The organism is Escherichia sp. HH26CH, from assembly GCF_009820205.1.
GTDB lineage: Bacteria > Pseudomonadota > Gammaproteobacteria > Enterobacterales > Enterobacteriaceae > Escherichia > Escherichia coli_F.
This window is the reverse complement of the sequence record NZ_VNXM01000012.1, coordinates 326,125-346,018: the sequence shown is the minus strand read 5'-3', so window position 1 is coordinate 346,018 and position 19,894 is coordinate 326,125. Positions and strand designations below refer to the sequence as shown.

Annotated in this window: 21 protein-coding genes and 1 other annotated feature; of the genes, 6 read left to right on the top strand and 15 right to left on the bottom strand. The window is 49.1% G+C overall.

The annotated features are described in order from the left end of the window. Positions 1 to 13 precede the first annotated feature (13 nt). The 3 genes from ppsR (at position 14) to hemP (ending at position 2,373) form a co-directional block, all read left to right on the top strand. The gene (gene ppsR / locus FQ015_RS03720) at positions 14 to 847 is read left to right on the top strand and encodes a posphoenolpyruvate synthetase regulatory kinase/phosphorylase PpsR (protein WP_000368046.1); all 834 of its coding nucleotides are present in this window, start codon (positions 14 to 16) and stop codon (positions 845 to 847) included. 156 nt (positions 848 to 1,003) lie between these two features. Further along, positions 1,004 to 2,050 (top strand): 3-deoxy-7-phosphoheptulonate synthase AroH, encoded by a 1,047-nt coding sequence (gene aroH / locus FQ015_RS03715; RefSeq protein ID WP_001082226.1) that lies wholly within the window; start codon positions 1,004 to 1,006, stop codon positions 2,048 to 2,050. Between the two features lie 131 nt (positions 2,051 to 2,181). Beyond that, the gene (gene hemP / locus FQ015_RS03710; RefSeq protein ID WP_001270810.1) at positions 2,182 to 2,373 is read left to right on the top strand and encodes a hemin uptake protein HemP; all 192 of its coding nucleotides are present in this window, start codon (positions 2,182 to 2,184) and stop codon (positions 2,371 to 2,373) included. Between the two features lie 3 nt (positions 2,374 to 2,376). On the opposite strand, the gene selO is transcribed toward hemP, so the two are convergent. The 14 genes from selO to thrS form a co-directional block, all read right to left on the bottom strand. After that, the gene (selO, locus tag FQ015_RS03705) at positions 2,377 to 3,813 is read right to left on the bottom strand and encodes a protein adenylyltransferase SelO (protein ID WP_105276969.1); all 1,437 of its coding nucleotides are present in this window, start codon (positions 3,811 to 3,813) and stop codon (positions 2,377 to 2,379) included. Between the two features lie 62 nt (positions 3,814 to 3,875). Further along, a complete protein-coding gene (gene ydiV, locus FQ015_RS03700; RefSeq protein ID WP_001563444.1) occupies positions 3,876 to 4,589 on the bottom strand; it encodes an anti-FlhDC factor in 714 nt (237 codons plus the stop codon). 246 nt (positions 4,590 to 4,835) lie between these two features. Next, positions 4,836 to 5,300: a C40 family peptidase gene (locus FQ015_RS03695; RefSeq protein WP_001209785.1), complete on the bottom strand. Its 465-nt coding sequence runs from the start codon at positions 5,298 to 5,300 to the stop codon at positions 4,836 to 4,838. A 77-nt stretch (positions 5,301 to 5,377) separates the two neighbouring features. Then, on the bottom strand, positions 5,378 to 6,127 hold the full coding sequence (gene btuD / locus FQ015_RS03690) for a vitamin B12 ABC transporter ATP-binding protein BtuD (RefSeq protein WP_000029466.1): 750 nt from the start codon (positions 6,125 to 6,127) through the stop codon (positions 5,378 to 5,380). Continuing rightward, positions 6,127 to 6,678, bottom strand: coding sequence for a bifunctional thioredoxin/glutathione peroxidase (gene btuE / locus FQ015_RS03685; protein WP_001154187.1), 552 nt, complete (start codon positions 6,676 to 6,678; stop codon positions 6,127 to 6,129). The genes btuD and btuE overlap by 1 nt, the downstream gene beginning before the upstream one ends. A gap of 60 nt (positions 6,679 to 6,738) precedes the next feature. After that, a complete protein-coding gene (btuC, locus tag FQ015_RS03680; protein ID WP_000956530.1) occupies positions 6,739 to 7,719 on the bottom strand; it encodes a vitamin B12 ABC transporter permease BtuC in 981 nt (326 codons plus the stop codon). A gap of 100 nt (positions 7,720 to 7,819) precedes the next feature. Further along, positions 7,820 to 8,119, bottom strand: coding sequence for an integration host factor subunit alpha (ihfA, locus tag FQ015_RS03675; RefSeq protein ID WP_001229265.1), 300 nt, complete (start codon positions 8,117 to 8,119; stop codon positions 7,820 to 7,822). A gap of 4 nt (positions 8,120 to 8,123) precedes the next feature. Continuing rightward, positions 8,124 to 10,511 carry a phenylalanine--tRNA ligase subunit beta gene (gene pheT / locus FQ015_RS03670; RefSeq protein WP_032303156.1) on the bottom strand — a complete coding sequence of 796 codons (2,388 nt, stop codon included), beginning with the start codon at positions 10,509 to 10,511 and terminating at the stop codon, positions 8,124 to 8,126. A gap of 14 nt (positions 10,512 to 10,525) precedes the next feature. Next, positions 10,526 to 11,509, bottom strand: coding sequence for a phenylalanine--tRNA ligase subunit alpha (pheS, locus tag FQ015_RS03665; protein ID WP_000018588.1), 984 nt, complete (start codon positions 11,507 to 11,509; stop codon positions 10,526 to 10,528). A gap of 209 nt (positions 11,510 to 11,718) precedes the next feature. Then, positions 11,719 to 11,843, bottom strand: a sequence feature (Phe leader region). Further along, positions 11,793 to 11,837: a pheST operon leader peptide PheM gene (pheM, locus tag FQ015_RS03660; RefSeq protein ID WP_001386830.1), complete on the bottom strand. Its 45-nt coding sequence runs from the start codon at positions 11,835 to 11,837 to the stop codon at positions 11,793 to 11,795. (Overlaps the previous feature by 45 nt.) A gap of 116 nt (positions 11,844 to 11,959) precedes the next feature. Continuing rightward, the gene (rplT, locus tag FQ015_RS03655) at positions 11,960 to 12,316 is read right to left on the bottom strand and encodes a 50S ribosomal protein L20 (protein WP_000124850.1); all 357 of its coding nucleotides are present in this window, start codon (positions 12,314 to 12,316) and stop codon (positions 11,960 to 11,962) included. Between the two features lie 53 nt (positions 12,317 to 12,369). Beyond that, positions 12,370 to 12,567 carry a 50S ribosomal protein L35 gene (gene rpmI / locus FQ015_RS03650; RefSeq protein ID WP_001124225.1) on the bottom strand — a complete coding sequence of 66 codons (198 nt, stop codon included), beginning with the start codon at positions 12,565 to 12,567 and terminating at the stop codon, positions 12,370 to 12,372. A gap of 96 nt (positions 12,568 to 12,663) precedes the next feature. Continuing rightward, entirely contained in the window at positions 12,664 to 13,206 is a 543-nt protein-coding gene (gene infC, locus FQ015_RS03645) for a translation initiation factor IF-3 (RefSeq protein WP_001700733.1), read from the bottom strand. Between the two features lie 3 nt (positions 13,207 to 13,209). Beyond that, on the bottom strand, positions 13,210 to 15,138 hold the full coding sequence (gene thrS / locus FQ015_RS03640; RefSeq protein WP_001144202.1) for a threonine--tRNA ligase: 1,929 nt from the start codon (positions 15,136 to 15,138) through the stop codon (positions 13,210 to 13,212). Positions 15,139 to 15,658: 520 nt separating this feature from the next. Between thrS and espL1 the strand changes: the two genes are divergently transcribed. Both espL1 and yniD read left to right on the top strand, forming a co-directional pair. Next, entirely contained in the window at positions 15,659 to 17,557 is a 1,899-nt protein-coding gene (gene espL1 / locus FQ015_RS03635) for a type III secretion system effector EspL1 (RefSeq protein ID WP_160523722.1), read from the top strand. Positions 17,558 to 17,719: 162 nt separating this feature from the next. Further along, positions 17,720 to 17,827 (top strand): small membrane protein YniD, encoded by a 108-nt coding sequence (gene yniD / locus FQ015_RS03630; RefSeq protein WP_001142445.1) that lies wholly within the window; start codon positions 17,720 to 17,722, stop codon positions 17,825 to 17,827. Between the two features lie 52 nt (positions 17,828 to 17,879). On the opposite strand, the gene FQ015_RS03625 is transcribed toward yniD, so the two are convergent. Further along, positions 17,880 to 18,638: a DUF481 domain-containing protein gene (locus FQ015_RS03625; protein WP_000771391.1), complete on the bottom strand. Its 759-nt coding sequence runs from the start codon at positions 18,636 to 18,638 to the stop codon at positions 17,880 to 17,882. A 286-nt stretch (positions 18,639 to 18,924) separates the two neighbouring features. On the opposite strand from FQ015_RS03625, the gene pfkB reads away from it, so the two are divergent. After that, the gene (gene pfkB / locus FQ015_RS03620; protein WP_000251742.1) at positions 18,925 to 19,854 is read left to right on the top strand and encodes a 6-phosphofructokinase II; all 930 of its coding nucleotides are present in this window, start codon (positions 18,925 to 18,927) and stop codon (positions 19,852 to 19,854) included. Positions 19,855 to 19,894 lie beyond the last annotated feature (40 nt).

The following is a 19,894-nucleotide window of genomic DNA, read 5'->3' as shown; positions in this document are numbered from 1 at the left end:
CGGGAAGAACAAAATGGATAATGCTGTTGATCGCCACGTTTTTTATATTTCTGATGGTACGGCAATAACTGCGGAGGTATTAGGACACGCAGTAATGTCACAATTTCCCGTCACTATCAGCAGCATTACGCTGCCGTTTGTCGAAAATGAGAGCCGTGCACGGGCAGTGAAGGATCAGATTGACGCAATTTATCACCAGACAGGTGTGCGCCCACTGGTCTTCTACTCCATCGTGTTGCCGGAGATTCGCGCCATCATCTTGCAAAGTGAAGGCTTTTGCCAGGATATCGTTCAGGCGCTGGTTGCCCCGCTACAACAAGAGATGAAACTGGATCCAACGCCGATTGCTCATCGTACCCATGGCCTTAATCCTAATAATCTCAATAAATACGATGCGCGCATTGCGGCGATTGATTACACCCTTGCCCATGACGACGGCATTTCGTTGCGCAATCTGGACCAGGCTCAGGTGATCCTGCTCGGCGTTTCTCGCTGTGGTAAAACCCCCACCAGTTTGTATCTGGCAATGCAGTTTGGTATCCGCGCGGCAAACTACCCCTTTATTGCCGACGATATGGATAATCTGGTGCTACCCGCGTCGCTCAAACCGCTTCAGCATAAATTATTCGGCCTGACTATCGACCCGGAACGTCTGGCGGCGATTCGCGAGGAACGTCGGGAGAACAGTCGCTATGCCTCGCTTCGTCAGTGCAGGATGGAAGTCGCGGAAGTGGAAGCGTTGTACCGTAAAAATCAGATCCCGTGGATTAACAGTACCAATTATTCGGTAGAAGAGATTGCCACCAAGATCCTTGATATCATGGGCCTTAGTCGTCGAATGTACTAGAGAACTAGTGCATTAACTTGTTTTTTTGTTATCATGCTAACCACCCGGCGAGGTGTGTCACACCTCGCACTTGAAATCAGCTGCGATTGGTTTATCGTGATGCGCATCACTTCCCGGTAGTCCTGCCGTAGAAGCAACAAATTTCTGAGACTTGTAATGAACAGAACTGACGAACTCCGTACTGCGCGTATTGAGAGCCTGGTAACGCCCGCCGAACTCGCGCTACGGTATCCCGTAACGCCTGGCGTCGCCACCCATGTCACCGACTCCCGCCGCAGAATTGAAAAAATACTGAATGGTGAAGATAAGCGACTGTTGGTCATCATTGGCCCCTGCTCGATCCACGATCTCACCGCTGCAATGGAGTACGCCACCCGTCTGCAGTCGCTGCGCAACCAGTACCAGTCACGGCTGGAAATCGTAATGCGCACCTATTTTGAAAAACCACGAACTGTTGTCGGCTGGAAAGGGCTAATCTCCGATCCGGATTTAAACGGCAGCTATCGGGTAAATCACGGTCTGGAGCTGGCGCGCAAATTACTTTTACAGGTAAATGAGCTGGGCGTCCCTACCGCGACTGAGTTCCTCGATATGGTGACCGGTCAGTTTATTGCTGATTTAATCAGTTGGGGCGCGATTGGCGCACGTACTACCGAAAGTCAGATCCACCGTGAAATGGCTTCGGCACTCTCCTGTCCGGTAGGTTTTAAAAATGGTACCGATGGCAACACGCGGATTGCCGTGGATGCTATCCGCGCAGCCCGCGCCAGCCATATGTTCCTCTCGCCAGACAAAAACGGTCAGATGACCATCTATCAGACCAGTGGCAACCCGTATGGCCATATTATTATGCGTGGCGGCAAAAAACCGAATTACCATGCCGATGATATCGCCGCAGCCTGCGATACGCTGCACGAGTTTGATTTACCTGAACATCTGGTGGTGGATTTCAGCCACGGTAACTGCCAGAAGCAGCACCGTCGCCAGTTAGAAGTTTGTGAGGATATTTGTCAGCAAATCCGCAATGGCTCTACGGCGATTGCTGGAATTATGGCGGAAAGTTTCCTGCGCGAAGGAACGCAAAAAATCGTCGGCGGTCAGCCGCTCACTTACGGTCAATCGATTACCGACCCGTGTCTGGGCTGGGAAGATACCGAACGCCTGGTCGAAAAACTCGCCTCTGCGGTTGATACCCGCTTCTGAATGCGTGCCCATTCCTGACGGAATGGGCATTTCTGCGCAACTTGTTGTCTTCTCAACACATTACTGCTTGCTCTGGCCCGCCAGAATATTGATAATAAGAATCATTGTTATATCAATTATTATTAATTTTTATGCGTTATACGGATAGCAGAAAACTCACGCCTGAAACGGATGCCAATCACAAGACCGCTTCCCCGCAGCCCATTCGGCGAATTACCAGCCAGACACTGTTAGGTCCGGATGGCAAACTGATTATCGATCATGACGGGCAAGAATATCTGCTTCGTAAAACTCAGGCTGGCAAGCTGCTGTTGACCAAGTAGCCTTTAACTCGAGCAGCTGACTTGAAGCCGTTTACCCCAGTCAGGTGGACGACTGACATAGTCATCATCCCTGTCGCTGAAAGGATTTCGCAACGCCTCATGCAGGCGGTGCAATTCCGTCATATCACCCTTTTCTGCCGCTTCAATCGCCCGTTGCGCCAACCAGTTGCGCAACACCAGAGCTGGGTTAACGCTTTGCATCAGCTGCTGACGCTCACTATCGGTAACCTCGTCTTGTTGCAAACGTACCCGATAACGGGCAAACCAGTCATCAAATGCCGCACGATCGATAAACTCATCACGTAGCGGTGACGCCGCGCTGTACTGCTCGGTCAGACTCAGCATGCGGAATGTTCGGGTATAATCGCTGCGCTCTCGCGCCATCAGACTGAATAATTCATTCAGTAGCGCGTTATCCTCTTTTTGCTCCGTCATGAAGCCCAGTTTCTGCCGCATCCGTTGTCCATAATGCGTCAACAAAACCTGCTGATAGCTGTCCAGGGCCTCATTCAGGGCATCTACGGCAACAAATGGTGACAATGTCTGCGCCAGACGCTGTAAATTCCACAACGCGACGGCAGGTTGATTATCAAAGCTGTAACGCCCTTGGTGATCCGAGTGATTACAAATAAAACCGGGTTCGTAATCATCAAGAAAACCAAACGGCCCGTAATCAAGCGTCAGCCCCAGCAGCGACATGTTGTCGGTATTCATCACCCCATGAGCAAAGCCGACCGTCTGCCATTGGGCAATTAACGATGCGGTACGTGCGACAACATCGGTAAACCAGAGACGGTATTTGTCCTCATCATCTGCAAGATGTGACCAGTAATGACGAATAGCAAATTCAGCTAACTGACGAACCTTTTCCGGCTCGCGGCGATAGTAAAAATGTTCGAAATGACCAAAGCGCAGATGGCTTGGTGCCACACGCATCAGCATCGCGCCTGGCTCCACCGTTTCCCGATACACTGGCGAATCGCTGGTGACGATACTTAACGCGCGGGTCGTCGGAATACCCAGATAATGCATCGCCTCACTGGCGAGACTTTCTCGTATCGTCGAACGTAAAACAGCCCGTCCATCACCCATTCGCGAATAAGGCGTCAGACCAGCACCTTTCAGATGCCAGTCCATTGTAGTGCCATCAGCAAGCCGTTGTTCGCCGAGTAAAATGCCGCGCCCATCACCCAGTTGGCCCGCCCAGACGCCGAACTGATGACCACTGTAAACCTGCGCCAGTGGTGACATACCAGGCAGTAGGGTTTCGCCACCCCAGACACCTGCGCCATTTTTAAACAGTGACGATGGAATACCCAGCGTGTTAGCCAGTTCGGCATTATGCCAAATCAGCCGGGCATTATTTAAAGGCGTAGGGGAAAGTGTTGTATAGGTTGCTGGCAATTCATCGCGCCAACGGGTAATAAAAGACAGGGTCATAGATCCTCCTGTTTGATAGTGTAGACGGTTACTCTCGTCTTAAACACCAGCAAACAGGAGGGTTATCGCTGAACCAACGTCGTTATCTGATTTACAGGAACGGCAGGCCACAGGCATCCCTGGAGAGCATGGAAATCAAAGGGGGTAATCTGTGCCATTATTTCTGGCGTATCAATGCCCCCCGCGATGATGCAATTGCAACATGGGGAAATTTGCGCCTGGATCGCACGAATAAACGGTTCGAAGGAGCGATGCGTGATTTGTTGCTGAATAAAACTTTTATCCAGCATGACGCGGGTGAAAAGACCATCAAAAACCGCTTTCATTGTGCTATTGCCTGCGCCCAAATTACCTAACACAAGGGGATACATTTGCGATAAGGACAAAAGATCGCGATTATCTTTTCCTTCATCGAGATGCGGGTAATTCTCATTAATCAACAGTTCAATAAACGGATATTTTAATAGTTCGCCCGCGTAATTATCCCTGTCTAATAATAAAGTAGCCACTTGTGGGGTTAAATTAAGCCAGGCAAAGAGTTTATGTTGAATAAAAAAGTGTTGGCATGATTTTAGCAATTCCAACTGCTCAGAAAATAATTGCCAATGTTGCTCCTCGGTAAGTTGCGCTATAACCCGACTCGTCGGTATACGAACCGTACCATCTTCACTGGAGAAATGGGTAATTAACTCAACGCCGACAAGGTCTTGCTGGTTATCTCTTATCGGCAGGAAATAGCAATCAGAATGATAAAGATTCTCCAAAAAAATCTTCATGGTAACCGTCCCTCTCGAAGGATGTTTTTCAGTATCCGGCTAAAAGGGATGAGGCCATAAGACATAACAATTACAGAAGGAGTAACTTTCATTTGTTCCATGTTAACCACTTTTTCAGGGGTCCTTTTATTAGATTATCCTGATTATAAACGAATAATCCATATACGGTATTTTTGTCTGTAAAATACTACTGTATTCAGGAGTAAATGGACGGAGATGTATCATCGCCGTCCATTTTTCGACATACTAGATTCGTCTCGCCTGCCAGAAATTTTTCTGCCAATAGACATTATCGAGTGAGGAACGCATCACTCCCTTGCTGGTAGAGGCGTGGATAAATTGGTTGTTGGTATCGTAAATACCTACATGCAAACCATTTTGTCCGGAGCCCGTTTTGAAAAAGACCAGGTCACCAGGCAGCAACTCGTCTTTATCAATTTGCGTGCCGATAGAGGCTTGTTGTTTGGTTTCACGGGGCAGCTGCAAATCGAAACGATCGCGCATCGTCACAACCACAAACCCCGAACAGTCCACACCGCGCCGCGTCATGCCACCATAACGATACGGCGTGCCATGCCAGCTCTGTAGCTGGTCGTTCAAACCGGCAATAACGGTAATCGAATCAGAAAGTCTGGCATTTGGCGGCGGTGCTTTATGGTGGCTACACCCGGCCAGAAACAGTGCTGTGATCAAAATAAGGCAGAAACGCATTCCGTACGGTTCCTCTGTTTTTTATTCTTGCATTAATTTAGCGTCGTAATTACCCGATTTTCAAGATACTAATGAAATCAGATGGTCGAAATCAGCATTCTGTGACCTTCGATATCCAGACGGCGAAAATTCATCCCATAGGCCTGCGCCAGATTTGGCGGCGTGAGCACCTCTTCTCTGCGTCCACTGGCCAGCATTTTTCCACCTTTTAGCAACCACGCCCGATGCGCATGACGCAAGGTGTGGTTGAGATCGTGACTGCTCATCACAATCGCCAGTCCTTGCTGACACAGCGCGCTCAGAATTTTGTCTAACGCACTTTGTTGCGCAACATCAAGACTGTTCATAGGCTCATCAAGAAGTAGTAATTGGCCTGCGGGATTGGCTTGTGGTGTGATTTGCAGCACCACCGCAGCAAGACGTACGCGTTGCCATTCGCCGCCGGAAAGTTGATTGGTGCTACGTCCGAGTTTGTCATCAAGAGCCAGCGCCCCTGCGACATCATTCAGCAGTTCGGTACGCGTTTTATCGTGCTGATGCAGTGTCAGGTAGTGCCAGACCGGCATTGCAAACGGTGGCGTCTGTTGTTGTGAAAGATAGGCGCGATGCAGCGCGAGTTTTGTTGCGGACCATGCTTCCAGTGGTTGCCCCGCGAACTGAATGCTTCCCTTACCGCTGGTCATTCCGGCCATTCGCGCCAGTAAGGTACTCTTACCCGCGCCATTCGGCCCCACCAGATGCAGGATCTCCCCAGCCCGAACCTCGCCAGAAAGCGGCCCAAGGCGGGTTGATTCCGCAACATCCTGTAGCTGCATCACAATAGACATTATTTCGCCAACGCCAGTTTAATGCTTTCCATCACAATGGGATCTTCCGGCGTCATATCCGGGGAAAAACGCTGGATGACCAATCCGTCCCTGCCAACTAAAAATTTCTCAAAATTCCATAAAATATCATCAGGGTACAGCGGTGCACGACCTTTGCTGACCATACGGGCATAGAATCCGCTCTCTTCCGGCGCGACTGCCGTCGGCGCTGCGGCAATCAATTTTTGATACAGCGGATGGCGTCCTTCGCCATTAACTTCAATCTTACTGAACATCGGGAACGTCACCCCCCAGGTAGTGGTGCAGTAAGTTTTAATCTCTTCATCGCTGCCCGGTTCTTGCTCCAGAAACTGGTTGCACGGGAATCCCAGCACCACAAAACCACGATCGGCCCAGGCTTTCTGAATATTCTCCAACTGCTCATATTGCGGCGTTAAGCCACACTTTGAGGCGACATTGACAATCAACAGCACATTACCGGCGTACTTCTCCAGCGTGGTCACTTCACCGTCGATATCTTTCACTACGGTCGTCAGAATGGAATCTTGCATCGTCTCTCCTGGGTGGTCAGTAAAAATCTTAGCTTTTAATCATAGACCGTCTTTTTGCGGCTAACGTCCTGCTTTTAACAATAACCAGATAAACACCGGCGCACCCAACGTTGCGGTGACCACGCCAATAGGCAGCTCTGCGGCAGCTAATGCCAGGCGCGCTACAACATCGGCCAGCAGTAATGCGCTCGCCCCTGCCAGCGCGCAGCCGGGAAGTAATACGCGATGATCGGTCAAACCACATAACCGGAGAATATGTGGGATCACCAGACCAATAAAGCCGATAGCACCCGCCAACGCCACACTGACGCCAACCATCCAGCCGGTCGCTGCCACCAGCACATTGCGCCAGAACCACAGGGGTAAACCCAGTTGCCGCGCCGAGATCTCGCCAAGTGCTAACATATTCATCGGTCTGGACTGACAACAGATCCACAACAACACGGGGATCAATGCCAGCATCAGCCAACTTTGCCGCCAGTCTACGCCGCCAAAACCGCCCATCATCCAGTACATCAGCTGACGTAAATCAACAGAGGTGGAAAAATAGATAGCCCACGTCATTAGTGCGCTACAGATAATCCCTAATGCAACACCAGCCAGCAATAACCGACTGGTCGAAAGATGACGACGGGCAAAACGTAAGAGTATTAAAGTGATGATAAGCGCGCCAGCAATCGCACACAGCCCTAGTGCCCAGTTTGGGAGTTGCCCTTGCCCAAGCAATACCGCGGCGATAAGCCCTACGCCTGCGCCGTTAGAGACGCCAAGTAGTCCAGGTTCTGCCAGAGGATTTTCAAACAATGCCTGCATTACAGCGCCGGATATAGCCAGCGCCGCACCAACCAGCAATACAGCCAGCGTACGTGGCAGGCGAATTTGCCAGACGAACAGTTCGCCACGAGGAGTAAACCAGTCACCTGGCGAAATCCATTGTTCACCGGCGCAAAGGCTTAAGAGAAGCGCCAGCAGCATCAAAACTGACAGGCATAATAACCAGCGAATATTTTGTCGCTGTTGTTGGCGGGCAAGTGTCAGCATGGTATCCGTTCTGCTGAAGTGTCATGGCGTTGATTTTACGGTGACTCTTCGACAGTGAAAAGAAAAAAGGCCGCAGAGCGGCCTTTTTAGTTAGATCAGATTACTCGTCTTTGGGCGAAGCGTTTTCGACCCGGCTTTTTAACTTCTGCCCGGGTCTGAAGGTCACCACGCGCCGTGCTGTAATGGGAATATCCTCGCCCGTTTTCGGGTTACGTCCCGGGCGTTGATTCTTATCACGCAGATCGAAGTTACCAAAACCAGAGAGTTTCACCTGTTCGCCGTTTTCCAGAGCTCGACGGATCTCTTCGAAAAACAGTTCAACCAGTTCTTTGGCATCCCGCTTGCTAAGCCCAAGCTTATCAAACAGATATTCTGACATTTCAGCTTTTGTAAGCGCCATAGGTTCAATCCCTCAATGATGCCTGGAATCGCTCTTTTAATGCCTCTACACATTTGGCGACGGTAGCGGCAATCTCCTCTTCTTCGAGTGTACGGCTGGTATCTTGCAGGATCAGGCTTATGGCGAGGCTCTTATACCCCTCCGCAACACCCTTACCGCGGTACACGTCAAATAAGTTTACGCCAACTACCTGATTTACGCCAACTTTCTTACATTCGGATAAAATATCCGCTGCGGGAACGTTTTCTGCGACCACCACCGCGATGTCACGACGGTTCGCCGGGAAGCGAGAAATCTCGCGCGCCTGAGGCACCACGCGGTCTGCGAGCTTGTTCCACTCCAGTTCGAACACCAGAGTGCGACCGTTAAGATCCAGTTTACGTTCCAGTTCAGGATGAACAACCCCAACAAAACCAATACGTTCACCTTTCAGATAAATCGCTGCGGATTGCCCCGGATGCAGTGCCGGATTCGCTTCTGCACGGAACTCAACCTCATTCAGTTTACCGGTCAGGTCGAGAACGGATTCAAGATCGCCTTTCAAATCATAGAAATCAACGGTCTCTTTTGCCAGGTTCCAGTGCTCTTCGTAACGGTTACCGCAAATCACACCGGCTAACATCAAATCCTGACGAATGCCCAACGGTGCCTGAGTATCTGGCACGAAACGCAGACCACTTTCGAAAATGCGCACACGGTTCTGCTGACGGTTCTGGTTGTACACCACGGTTGCCAGCAGGCCGGTCCACAGGGAAAGACGCATTGCTGACATTTCAACGGAAATAGGGCTTGGCAGCAGTAAGGCTTCAACGCCTGGATGGATCATCTGCTGCACTTTCGGATCAACGAAGCTGTAGGTGATCACTTCCTGATAGCCTTTGTCGTTGAGCAGCGTTTTCACGCGCTTGAGCGACAGATCGGCTTCGCGGTGAGTACCCATAATCAGGTTTGCCTGCACCGGCTCATCAGGGATGTTGTTGTAGCCGTAAACACGCGCGACTTCTTCGACCAGATCTTCTTCAATCTCCATGTCGAAACGCCAGCTCGGCGCAACTGCCTGCCACTCGTCTTTGCCTTCGGTCACTTCGCAGCCGAGACGACGCAGAATGTCAGTGACCTGCTCATCGGCAATATGATGACCAATCAGGCGATCCAGTTTGCTGCGACGCAAAGTGATGGTTGCACGCTTCGGCAGCGTTGCTTCGTTGGTGATATCAATTACCGGACCAGCCTCACCACCGCAGATGTCGATCAGCAGACGGGTCGCACGTTCCATCGCTTTGTGCTGCAGTGCCGGATCAACGCCACGCTCATAACGGTGAGACGCATCAGTATGCAGGCCATGACGACGAGCACGACCGGTGATAGACAGCGGGCTGAAGAAAGCGCATTCCAACAGGACGTTTTGCGTTTCGTCATTCACGCCAGAGTGTTCGCCACCAAAGATGCCGCCCATCGCCAGCGCCTTGTTGTGGTCGGCGATGACCAGGGTGTCAGCGTTCAGCTTCGCTTCGGTACCGTCGAGCAGTACCAGCGTTTCGCCCTCTTTCGCCATCCGCACCACAATGCCGCCTTCAATGCGATCTTTATCGAAAGCGTGCATCGGCTGGCCCAGTTCGAGCAGCACATAGTTGGTGACGTCAACAACTGCATCGATAGAACGGATCCCGCAACGACGCAGTTTTTCTTTCATCCACAGCGGAGTTGGCGCTTTAACGTTAATGCCTTTTACCACACGGCCAAGATAACGCGGGCAGGCTTCCGGCGCTTCTACTGCAATCGGCAGCGTGTCGTCGATGGTCGCACCAACCGGAACGATTTCCGGTTCAACCAGCGGCAGCTGGTTCAGCACGGCAACATCACGCGCCACGCCGATAATGCCTAAGCAATCGGCACGGTTTGGCGTTACGCTGATTTCGATGGTGTTGTCATCGAGTTTCAGGTATTCGCGGATGTCGGTGCCAATCGGCGCATCCGCTGGCAGTTCGATAATGCCGCTGTGATCGTCAGAAATTCCCAGCTCAGAAAAGGAGCACAGCATCCCTTCAGACGGTTCGCCGCGCAGTTTTGCCGCTTTAATTTTGAAATCACCCGGCAGAACAGCACCAATGGTCGCTACCGCCACACGCAGGCCCTGACGGCAGTTTGGCGCACCGCAGACAATGTCCAGCAGGCGATCGCCGCCGACATTCACTTTTGTCACTCGCAGTTTGTCAGCGTTCGGATGCTGCGCACACTCAACCACTTCACCCACAACCACGCCGTGGAAGCTACCGGCAACCGGTTCTACACCGTCAACTTCCAGGCCAGCCATGGTGATTTGATTTGCCAACGCATCACTATCAATCGCCGGGTTCACCCATTCGCGTAACCACAGTTCACTGAATTTCATAATCTATTCCTGCCTTATTTAAACTGTTTGAGGAAACGCAGATCGTTTTCGAAGAATGAACGCAGGTCGGTGACGCCGTAACGCAACATAGTCAGACGCTCCATCCCCATCCCGAAGGCGAAACCAGAGTAAACTTCCGGATCGATGCCAACATTACGCAGCACGTTCGGATGCACCATCCCGCAGCCCAGTACTTCCAGCCATTTACCGTTTTTACCCATGACGTCCACTTCTGCAGAAGGTTCGGTAAACGGGAAGTAGGAAGGACGGAAGCGGATCTGCAAATCTTCCTCAAAGAAGTTACGCAGGAAGTCGTGCAGCGTGCCTTTCAGGTTGGTAAAGCTGATGTTGGTATCAACAATCAGACCTTCCATCTGATGGAACATCGGCGTGTGAGTCTGGTCGTAGTCGTTACGATAAACGCGGCCAGGCGCGATGATACGAATCGGTGGCTGCTGAGCTTTCATGGTGCGGATCTGTACGCCAGAGGTCTGGGTACGCAGCAGGCGGGTAGCGTCAAACCAGAAAGTGTCGTGGTCAGCGCGCGCCGGGTGGTGACCAGGAATGTTCAGAGCATCGAAGTTATGATAATCGTCTTCGATTTCCGGCCCGGTTGCCACGGTAAAGCCAAGCTCACCGAAGAAACTTTCGATACGGTCGATGGTACGGGTCACCGGATGCAGACCGCCGTTTTCAATACGACGACCCGGCAGGGAGACATCAATCGTTTCCGCAGCCAGACGCGCATTCAGCGCTGCGCTTTCCAGTTCCGCTTTACGTGCATTCAGCGCCTGCTGAACCTGCTCTTTCGCTTCGTTGATAACCGCACCGGCTGCCGGGCGTTCTTCTGGCGGCAGCTCACGCAGGGTCGTCATCTGAAGGGTTAAGTGCCCTTTTTTACCCAAATATTCGACGCGCACATTGTCTAACGCGGCAACATCTGACGCCTGGCTAATGGCCGCCTTCGCACTGGCAACCAGTTCTGCGAGATGTGACATGGTTTTCCTCATTGTGTCAGTGGTGACACTGGTTCGTTGGACTTAGAGCCTATCCCATCAGGCTATTTTACTTGCCATTTTGGACCCGGGCAGTGCTCGAAATCCTCACGTACTTAAGTACGCTCCGGTTTCTCCGCGCTGGCCGTGCCCAGACTGGCTGCGACAATTACGCCTGATGAGACAGGCTTTTTATTTTTCAAAACGCGCATACAAAAAAAGCCTCCACTGGGAGGCTTTCAGGCGCTGTTTTCCGTTTCTCTTCTCACGCGCTAGCCTCCTGGAGTCAGGTGCTAAAGTAAAAAAAGAAGCGGAAAATAGCAGCATTCATTGCTTGCGTTACCTTTTGGTACTTTTCAAAAGACCTTTATTGAAAAGGCTACGGCGATAAAAGTCAATGTTTTGATGGCGTTGAAACGAAAAGAGGGAGACTAGCTCCCTCTTTCAACTGGCTTATGCCAGAGCTGCTTTCGCTTTTTCAACCAGAGCGGTGAACGCTACTTTGTCGAATACTGCGATATCAGCCAGGATCTTACGGTCGATTTCAACAGAGGCTTTTTTCAGGCCATTGATGAATTTGCTGTAAGAAATACCGTTCTGACGTGCTGCTGCGTTGATACGCGCAATCCACAGTTGACGGAACTGACGCTTACGTTGACGACGGTCACGGTAAGCATACTGACCAGCTTTGATAACAGCCTGGAAGGCAACGCGGTATACGCGAGAACGCGCACCGTAGTAGCCTTTAGCTTGTTTCAAAATTTTCTTGTGACGTGCGCGTGCAATAACACCACGTTTTACGCGAGCCATATGTGCTCTCCTGTATCTATATTCTAATTAAAAAGTTAAAAAACGTTAACGGCTTATGCGTACGGCAGGCACGCGATTACCAGGCCCAGATCGCCTTTGGAAACCATGGCTTTCGGACGCAGGTGACGTTTACGTTTGGTCGCTTTTTTGGTCAGAATGTGACGCAGGTTAGCGTGCTTGTGCTTAAAACCACCTTTACCGGTTTTTTTGAAGCGCTTAGCAGCACCGCGTACGGTCTTAATTTTTGGCATTTTAATAACTTCCACTTCGCATTGTTAATAAACGAAACAAAGGCGAACAATGCCTGTGAAGCCCAAAGGCTCCACAGACAGTGCTACTTGAAGGCCTTACTGTTTCTTCTTAGGAGCGAGCACCATGATCATCTGGCGGCCTTCGATCTTCGTTGGGAAGGATTCGACCACTGCCAGTTCTTGCAAATCGTCTTTCACGCGATTAAGCACTTCCATACCGATTTGCTGGTGCGCCATCTCACGACCGCGGAAACGCAGCGTGATTTTGGCTTTATCACCCTCTTCGAGAAAGCGAATCAGGCTGCGGAGTTTTACCTGATAGTCGCCTTCATCTGTACCAGGACGGAATTTAATTTCCTTAACCTGGATAACTTTTTGCTTTTTCTTCTGTTCCTTAGAAGACTTGCTCTTTTCATAGAGGAATTTGCCGTAATCCATTATACGACAAACCGGCGGCTCGGCGTTAGGGCTGATCTCGACTAAGTCTACTCCGGCTTCTTCTGCTTTCTCCAGAGCTTCTCTCAGACTCACAATACCAAGCTGCTCGCCTTCCAGACCTGTTAAGCGAACTTCCTGGGCGCGAATTTCGCCATTGATACGGTTAGGGCGCGCCGTTTGAACTCGTTTTCCGCCTTTAATACCTTATTCCTCCAATTGTTTAAGACTGCGGCTGCGAATCTCTTGTTGCAGCTTCTCGATCACTTCATTTACGTCCATGCTACCCAGGTCTTTACCACGGCGGGTGCGAACGGCAACTTTGCCTGATTCCACCTCTTTATCACCACAGACCAGCATATATGGGACGCGACGCAAAGTGTGCTCGCGGATTTTAAAGCCAATCTTCTCATTTCTCAAGTCTGCTTTAACACGAATGCCCGCATTTGATAGTTTTTGCGTCAATTCGTTAACGTATTCAGACTGTGAATCGGTAATATTCATGATAACAACCTGAACCGGCGCAAGCCAGGTCGGGAAGAAACCAGCGAATTCTTCGGTCAGGATACCGATGAAACGTTCCATCGACCCCAGAATTGCGCGGTGAATCATTACCGGTACCTTACGCTCGTTGTCTTCACCCACATAGGAGGCGCTCAGACGAGACGGCAAGGAGAAGTCCAGCTGTACTGTACCGCACTGCCATGCACGATCGAGGCAGTCATACAGGGTAAATTCAATTTTCGGACCGTAGAAAGCGCCTTCACCCAGTTGATATTCAAACGGGATGTTGTTTTCTTCCAGCGCAACTGCCAGGTCCGCCTCAGCACGATCCCACATTTCGTCGCTGCCAATACGTTTTTCAGGACGAGTGGAGAGTTTGACGACGATCTTCTCGAAGCCAAAAGTGCTGTACATATCATAGACTAAACGGATACATCCGTTAACTTCATCGCGAATTTGTTCTTCAGTACAGAAGATATGCGCGTCATCCTGGGTAAAACCACGTACACGCATCAGGCCATGCAGCGAACCTGACGGCTCGTTACGGTGGCAGCTACCAAACTCGGCCATACGCAGCGGCAGATCGCGATAAGACTTCAGCCCCTGGTTGAAAATTTGTACGTGACCCGGGCAGTTCATCGGCTTAATGCAGTATTCACGGTTCTCAGAAGACGTGGTGAACATTGCATCTTTGTAGTTGTCCCAGTGACCGGTTTTTTCCCACAGAACACGGTCCATCATGAACGGACCTTTAACTTCCTGATACTGGTACTCTTTCAGTTTAGAACGAACAAACACTTCCAGTTCACGGAAGATGGTCCAACCGTCGTTGTGCCAGAAGACCATACCCGGCGCTTCTTCCTGCATATGGTACAGGTCGAGCTGTTTACCGATTTTACGGTGGTCGCGTTTCGCGGCTTCTTCCAGGCGCTGCAGGTAAGCGTTTAGCGCTTTTTTGTCTGCCCACGCCGTACCGTAAATACGTTGCAACATTTTGTTGTTGCTGTCGCCACGCCAGTAAGCCCCTGCCGTTTTCATCAGTTTGAAATGATGGCAGAAACGCATGTTCGGTACGTGCGGACCGCGGCACATGTCGACATATTCTTCATGGAAGTACAGACCTGGCTTGTCATCATGGGCGATGTTTTCGTCAAGAATGGAGACTTTGTAGCTCTCCCCACGGTTGGCGAAAGTTTCACGCGCTTCGTGCCAGCTGACTTTCTTTTTAATGACGTCGTAGTTTTTCTCAGCAAGCTCATGCATCCGCTTCTCGAGTGCTTCGACATCTTCCTGGGTTAACGTGCGGTCAAGATCAACGTCGTAATAAAAACCGTTGTCAATAACCGGGCCGATTGCCATTTTGGTATGCGGCCAAAGTTGTTTAATCGCGTGCCCTAACAGGTGCGCACAGGAGTGACGAATGATCTCCAGACCTTCTTCGTCTTTGGCGGTAATGATCGACAGTTGTGCGTCGTTTTCAATCAGATCGCAAGCATCAACCAGTTCACCATTAACGCGCCCTGCGATACAGGCTTTCGCCAGACCTGGACCAATGTCCAGCGCAACATCCATGGGGCTTACAGCGTGGTCGTAATGGCGTTGGCTGCCATCAGGAAGAGTTATAACAGGCATTTTATATCCTTATTTGCAGTGGTGACCCACACGAAAGATCACATACAAAGAAAAATTTGTTTATTAACAGTTCATTGCGAAACCATCTAGCCAACAAATGCTAAATTGGTTCGCAATCAGGTACACAAATGAAAGACATTAACCTCTCACCTTCCACCCGGTTGAACGATGTTAACACTAAAAAAAGGGAGATTGTACCTTTCCGTTTCACATTGATTCGATTCGCAATTCGTTTGTAGTGAGTACACCAGCAAAACGCTTAAAGAACCACTCATAACATCACGCAGCGTCTGAAAGGTTTACTGCGAGCGGATTTACGCATATAAACTGAATCCAGCAAAGTTCGTTGCGCTATTTGGCGGTGGTATTTAAACGATCATGAGATTAATGACGAACTGGTCATATCGCAATGATAAAAGTGACACAATTCTTATAGCAATTTTTCGTGCACATTTCGTTCTGGCGATAATAATTAATCATCATACTCAAAACCTCCAGACATATATAAGGCGAATAGATTATGAGTGAAAACGATATCATTATCAGAACTCATTATAAGTCTCCTCATAGAGTGCACATCGATAGCGACATACCAACGCCTTCAGCAGAGCCTATTAATCAATTTGCGCGCCAGCTCATCACCCTACTTGATACCTCTGATTTAAGTTCGACGCTGTCATACTGTGTTACTCAGGAATTTACCGCAAGCTGTCGAAAAATATCACAAAATTGTTATTCCACTGCCCTTTTTATCATTAACTTTGCCACTTCCCCCATCCATGCAGAAAATATACTCATTACATTACACTATAAAAAAGAAATCATTTCCTTACTTCTGGAAACCACGCCCATTAAAGCTAACCATTTGCGAAGCATACTGGATTATATTGAACAGGAACAGTCAACTGCCGAAAAACGTAACCATTGCATGAAGCTCTCAAAAAAAATCCATAGAGAAAAAACTATACAACCAACAGTAAATCTCAATGGTAGTGCATTTTTTTTGCAATCTCCTTCTGACGCTATTTTTTGCCGCCATCTGTCATTACAATACGCCCTTGATTCATTGGGAAATGGAAAAGGCAAAGTCAATCTGATTAAACATTACTCCTCCGTTGAATCCATACAGCAGCATGTCCCTATTGTCCGGGACGCGGAGTTCAGAGCATTACTTCGCCATCCTCCTGCAGGGAGTCGCGTTATCGCGAGTAAGGATTTTGGCTTCGCTTTAGATATTTTCTTCTGTCGGATGATGGCAAACAATGTCAGTCATATGTCCGCGATTTTATATATAGACAATCATACTTTATCAGTAAGGCTACGAATAAAGCTGGCAGCGGATGGACAGTTAAATTATGTTGTGTCCGTTTACGATCCGAACGACACCAATGTTGCCGTCAGAGGCACCCACAGGACAGCACGAGGCTTTGTCTCGCTTGATAAGTTCATCAGTTCAGGTCCCGATGCTCAGACCTGGGCTGATATGTATGTTCGCAACTGTGCAATTGCAATTCTCCCTCTATTACCTGAGGGAGTTCCAGCGGCTATTTTCGCGGGTATTGCGACACGAATGCCATTTGCCCCTATACATCCATCGGCAATGTTGTTAATAATGGCCACAGGACAGACTCAACAGCTTATTACATTATTCAAACAGTTGCGCATACTCCCTGAAAAAGAAATCATTAAAATAATAACTGCGCAGAATAGCGTTGGTACTCCTGCTTTATTTCTGGCTATGATGAACGGACATACTGACAACGTAAAAATATTTATGCAAGAAATTCAGTCACTGGTAAATAGTCGCATCATTCATAAAAGTAATCTAGTTAAGTTACTGCAAACTAAAAGTGCCAATGACACACCTGGACTCTACATTACCATGTTGTATGGATTCGATGAAATAATCAATATCTTCCTTAATACATTAACCACTCCAATAGCACAAGAGCTTTTAAACAAAAAGCTGGTAATGGATATTTTAGCAATGAAAATACACGACGGTGAACCAGGATTATTCGCTGCAATGGAAAATAATCACCCTTTGTGTGTCACACGGTTCCTCTCAAAAATTTATGGAATCGCCTTTAAATATAACCTCAGTAAAATTAACATCATGGATTTATTAAAAGGCGCAACAGCACATGGAACCCCTGCTTTATACATCGCCATGAGCAAGGGTAATGAAGACGTCGTGCTATCTTATATATCGACGCTGTGTACTTTTGCAAAAAAATATTCTTTTAGTCAACATCAGTTATTCACACTGTTGGCCGCTAAAAATTATGACAACATATCAGCTGTTCATATAGCCATTCATCATAATCATTATAAAACGGTAGAAACATATTATGCAGCTATAAATGTAATCAGCCAAAGCCTGAGCTTTAGTCCAGATGAACTACAGGCGTATTTATAACTAAATATTTACGATGTATATGTTGATACATATACTTTAAACTCAATAACAGTGACCGGGTGCACAACGCCACCCGACGGCTGCAATTGCAAAAAATCCCTTGTTGCCTGTCCCTTTTGTTACACTCCGTTATCACGCACAAGAGATATGCAGGACACTGGTATGCCGACTAAACGCTTTGATAAAAAACACTGGAAGATGGTGGTGGTGCTACTGGCAATCTGTGGCGCTATGTTGTTGCTACGTTGGGCAGCAATGATTTGGGGCTGAGCAGTGACAAACGAAAACAGCCAGACCGCATACTACGGTCCGGCAGATAATGTTACATGCTGTAGCCCAGCGATAAGGTTGTCCGACGATCGGTATGTTCCGGTGCAGACTCTGGAGGTTCAGAGTTCCATGTGACGTTGTAAGCCACCTTCAGTCCAAAATGTTCATTAATAGCAACATTTAATGCGCTTTCAGAGTTCAGCGTTGTGTCTTCCGCGCCAAAGACTGAAACACCCTGCGTAAATTTAGCGTTGTCAGTCAACTGCCATGCATAAGCCCCGGAGGCATAACCCAGCGGCTGGGTTTCACTGGCATTGTCGGTATATTTGTCGTAACGCACACCTGGACCGAATTCAAAGCGGAAACTGTGTACCGGGCCATTCAAAAACTGGCGACCATAACCCGCGGTCAACACATCGCGCTCTCGATAGCCGTTATAACGGTCTGTCAGCCAGCTTGCCTGCCCAAATAAATAGTCATAATCAGTTAAATTAAAACGGCTACGCCCGCCCGCCGCATATTTTTCTGAAGAACGCTCATCATTAGAAGAGGTATTACTGGCGTTCCCCCACAGCGACCAGGCAGTGGTATGTCCATACCAGGTCATGGTAGTGTCAGCCGTAAGTGAGGAGCTTTTCGTATTGCCTGATTGTGCAAGATATCCTGCATTCAGATTACCTTCGAAAGGTTTTTTAGCGCTGGCAGGATCGTCCATGACAGTAAAAACGGAATCATCGGCAGCTGCATTCAGTGACGCAAACATGCCCCCCGCCAACATAACGATGGCAGGAACTGTCTTCAAAAGCTTCATTTATCAAGAGTCCGTACAACAAAAAAAGAGACCTTCGCGGTCCCGGAAACTTTCTTAAGGATCAAAGATTAGCGTCCCTGGAAAGGTAACGAATTATAAAAAGGCGCGAATAACTTAGCAATGTATTCTTATTTCATTTTTTGAATAAGCATGTGGCGAAAACAGATTTTTATTTATATATATTTATCTGCAAAATTTTAAATAAAGCTCTAATAAATCATATTGTTAATTTCTTCACTTTCCGCTGATTCGGTGCCAGACTGAAATCAGCCTATAGGAGGAAATGATGGTACGTATCTATACGTTGACACTTGCGCCCTCTCTCGATAGCGCAACAATTACCCCGCAAATTTATCCCGAAGGAAAGCTGCGCTGTACCGCACCGGTATTCGAACCCGGAGGCGGCGGCATCAACGTCGCCCGCGCCATTGCCCATCTTGGAGGCAGTGCCACAGCGATCTTCCCGGCGGGTGGTGCGACCGGCGAACATCTGGTTTCACTGTTGGCAGATGAAAATGTCCCCGTCGCTACTGTAGAAGCCAAAGACTGGACCCGGCAGAATTTACACGTACATGTGGAAGCAAGCGGTGAGCAGTATCGTTTTGTCATGCCAGGCGCGGCATTAAGTGAAGATGAGTTTCGCCAGCTTGAAGAGCAAGTTCTGGAAATTGAATCCGGTGCTATCCTGGTCATAAGCGGAAGCCTGCCGCCAGGTGTGAAGCTAGAAAAATTAACCCAACTGATTTCCGCTGCGCAAAACCAAGGGATCCGCTGTATCGTCGACAGTTCTGGCGAAGCGTTAAGTGCAGCACTGGCGATTGGTAACATCGAGTTGGTTAAGCCTAACCAAAAAGAACTCAGTGCGCTGGTGAATCGCGAACTCACCCAGCCAGACGATGTCCGCAAAGCCGCGCAGGAAATCGTTAATAGCGGCAAGGCCAAACGAGTTGTCGTTTCCCTGGGTCCACAAGGGGCGCTGGGCGTTGATAGTGAAAACTGCATTCAGGTTGTGCCACCACCGGTGAAAAGCCAGAGCACCGTTGGCGCTGGTGACAGCATGGTCGGCGCGATGACACTGAAACTGGCAGAAAATGCCTCTCTTGAAGAGATGGTCCGTTTTGGCGTAGCTGCGGGGAGTGCAGCCACACTCAATCAGGGAACACGCCTGTGCTCCCATGACGATACACAAAAAATTTACGCTTACCTTTCCCGCTAACTGAAACATTCCCCCTGCATTGGGGGAATCACCACCAACC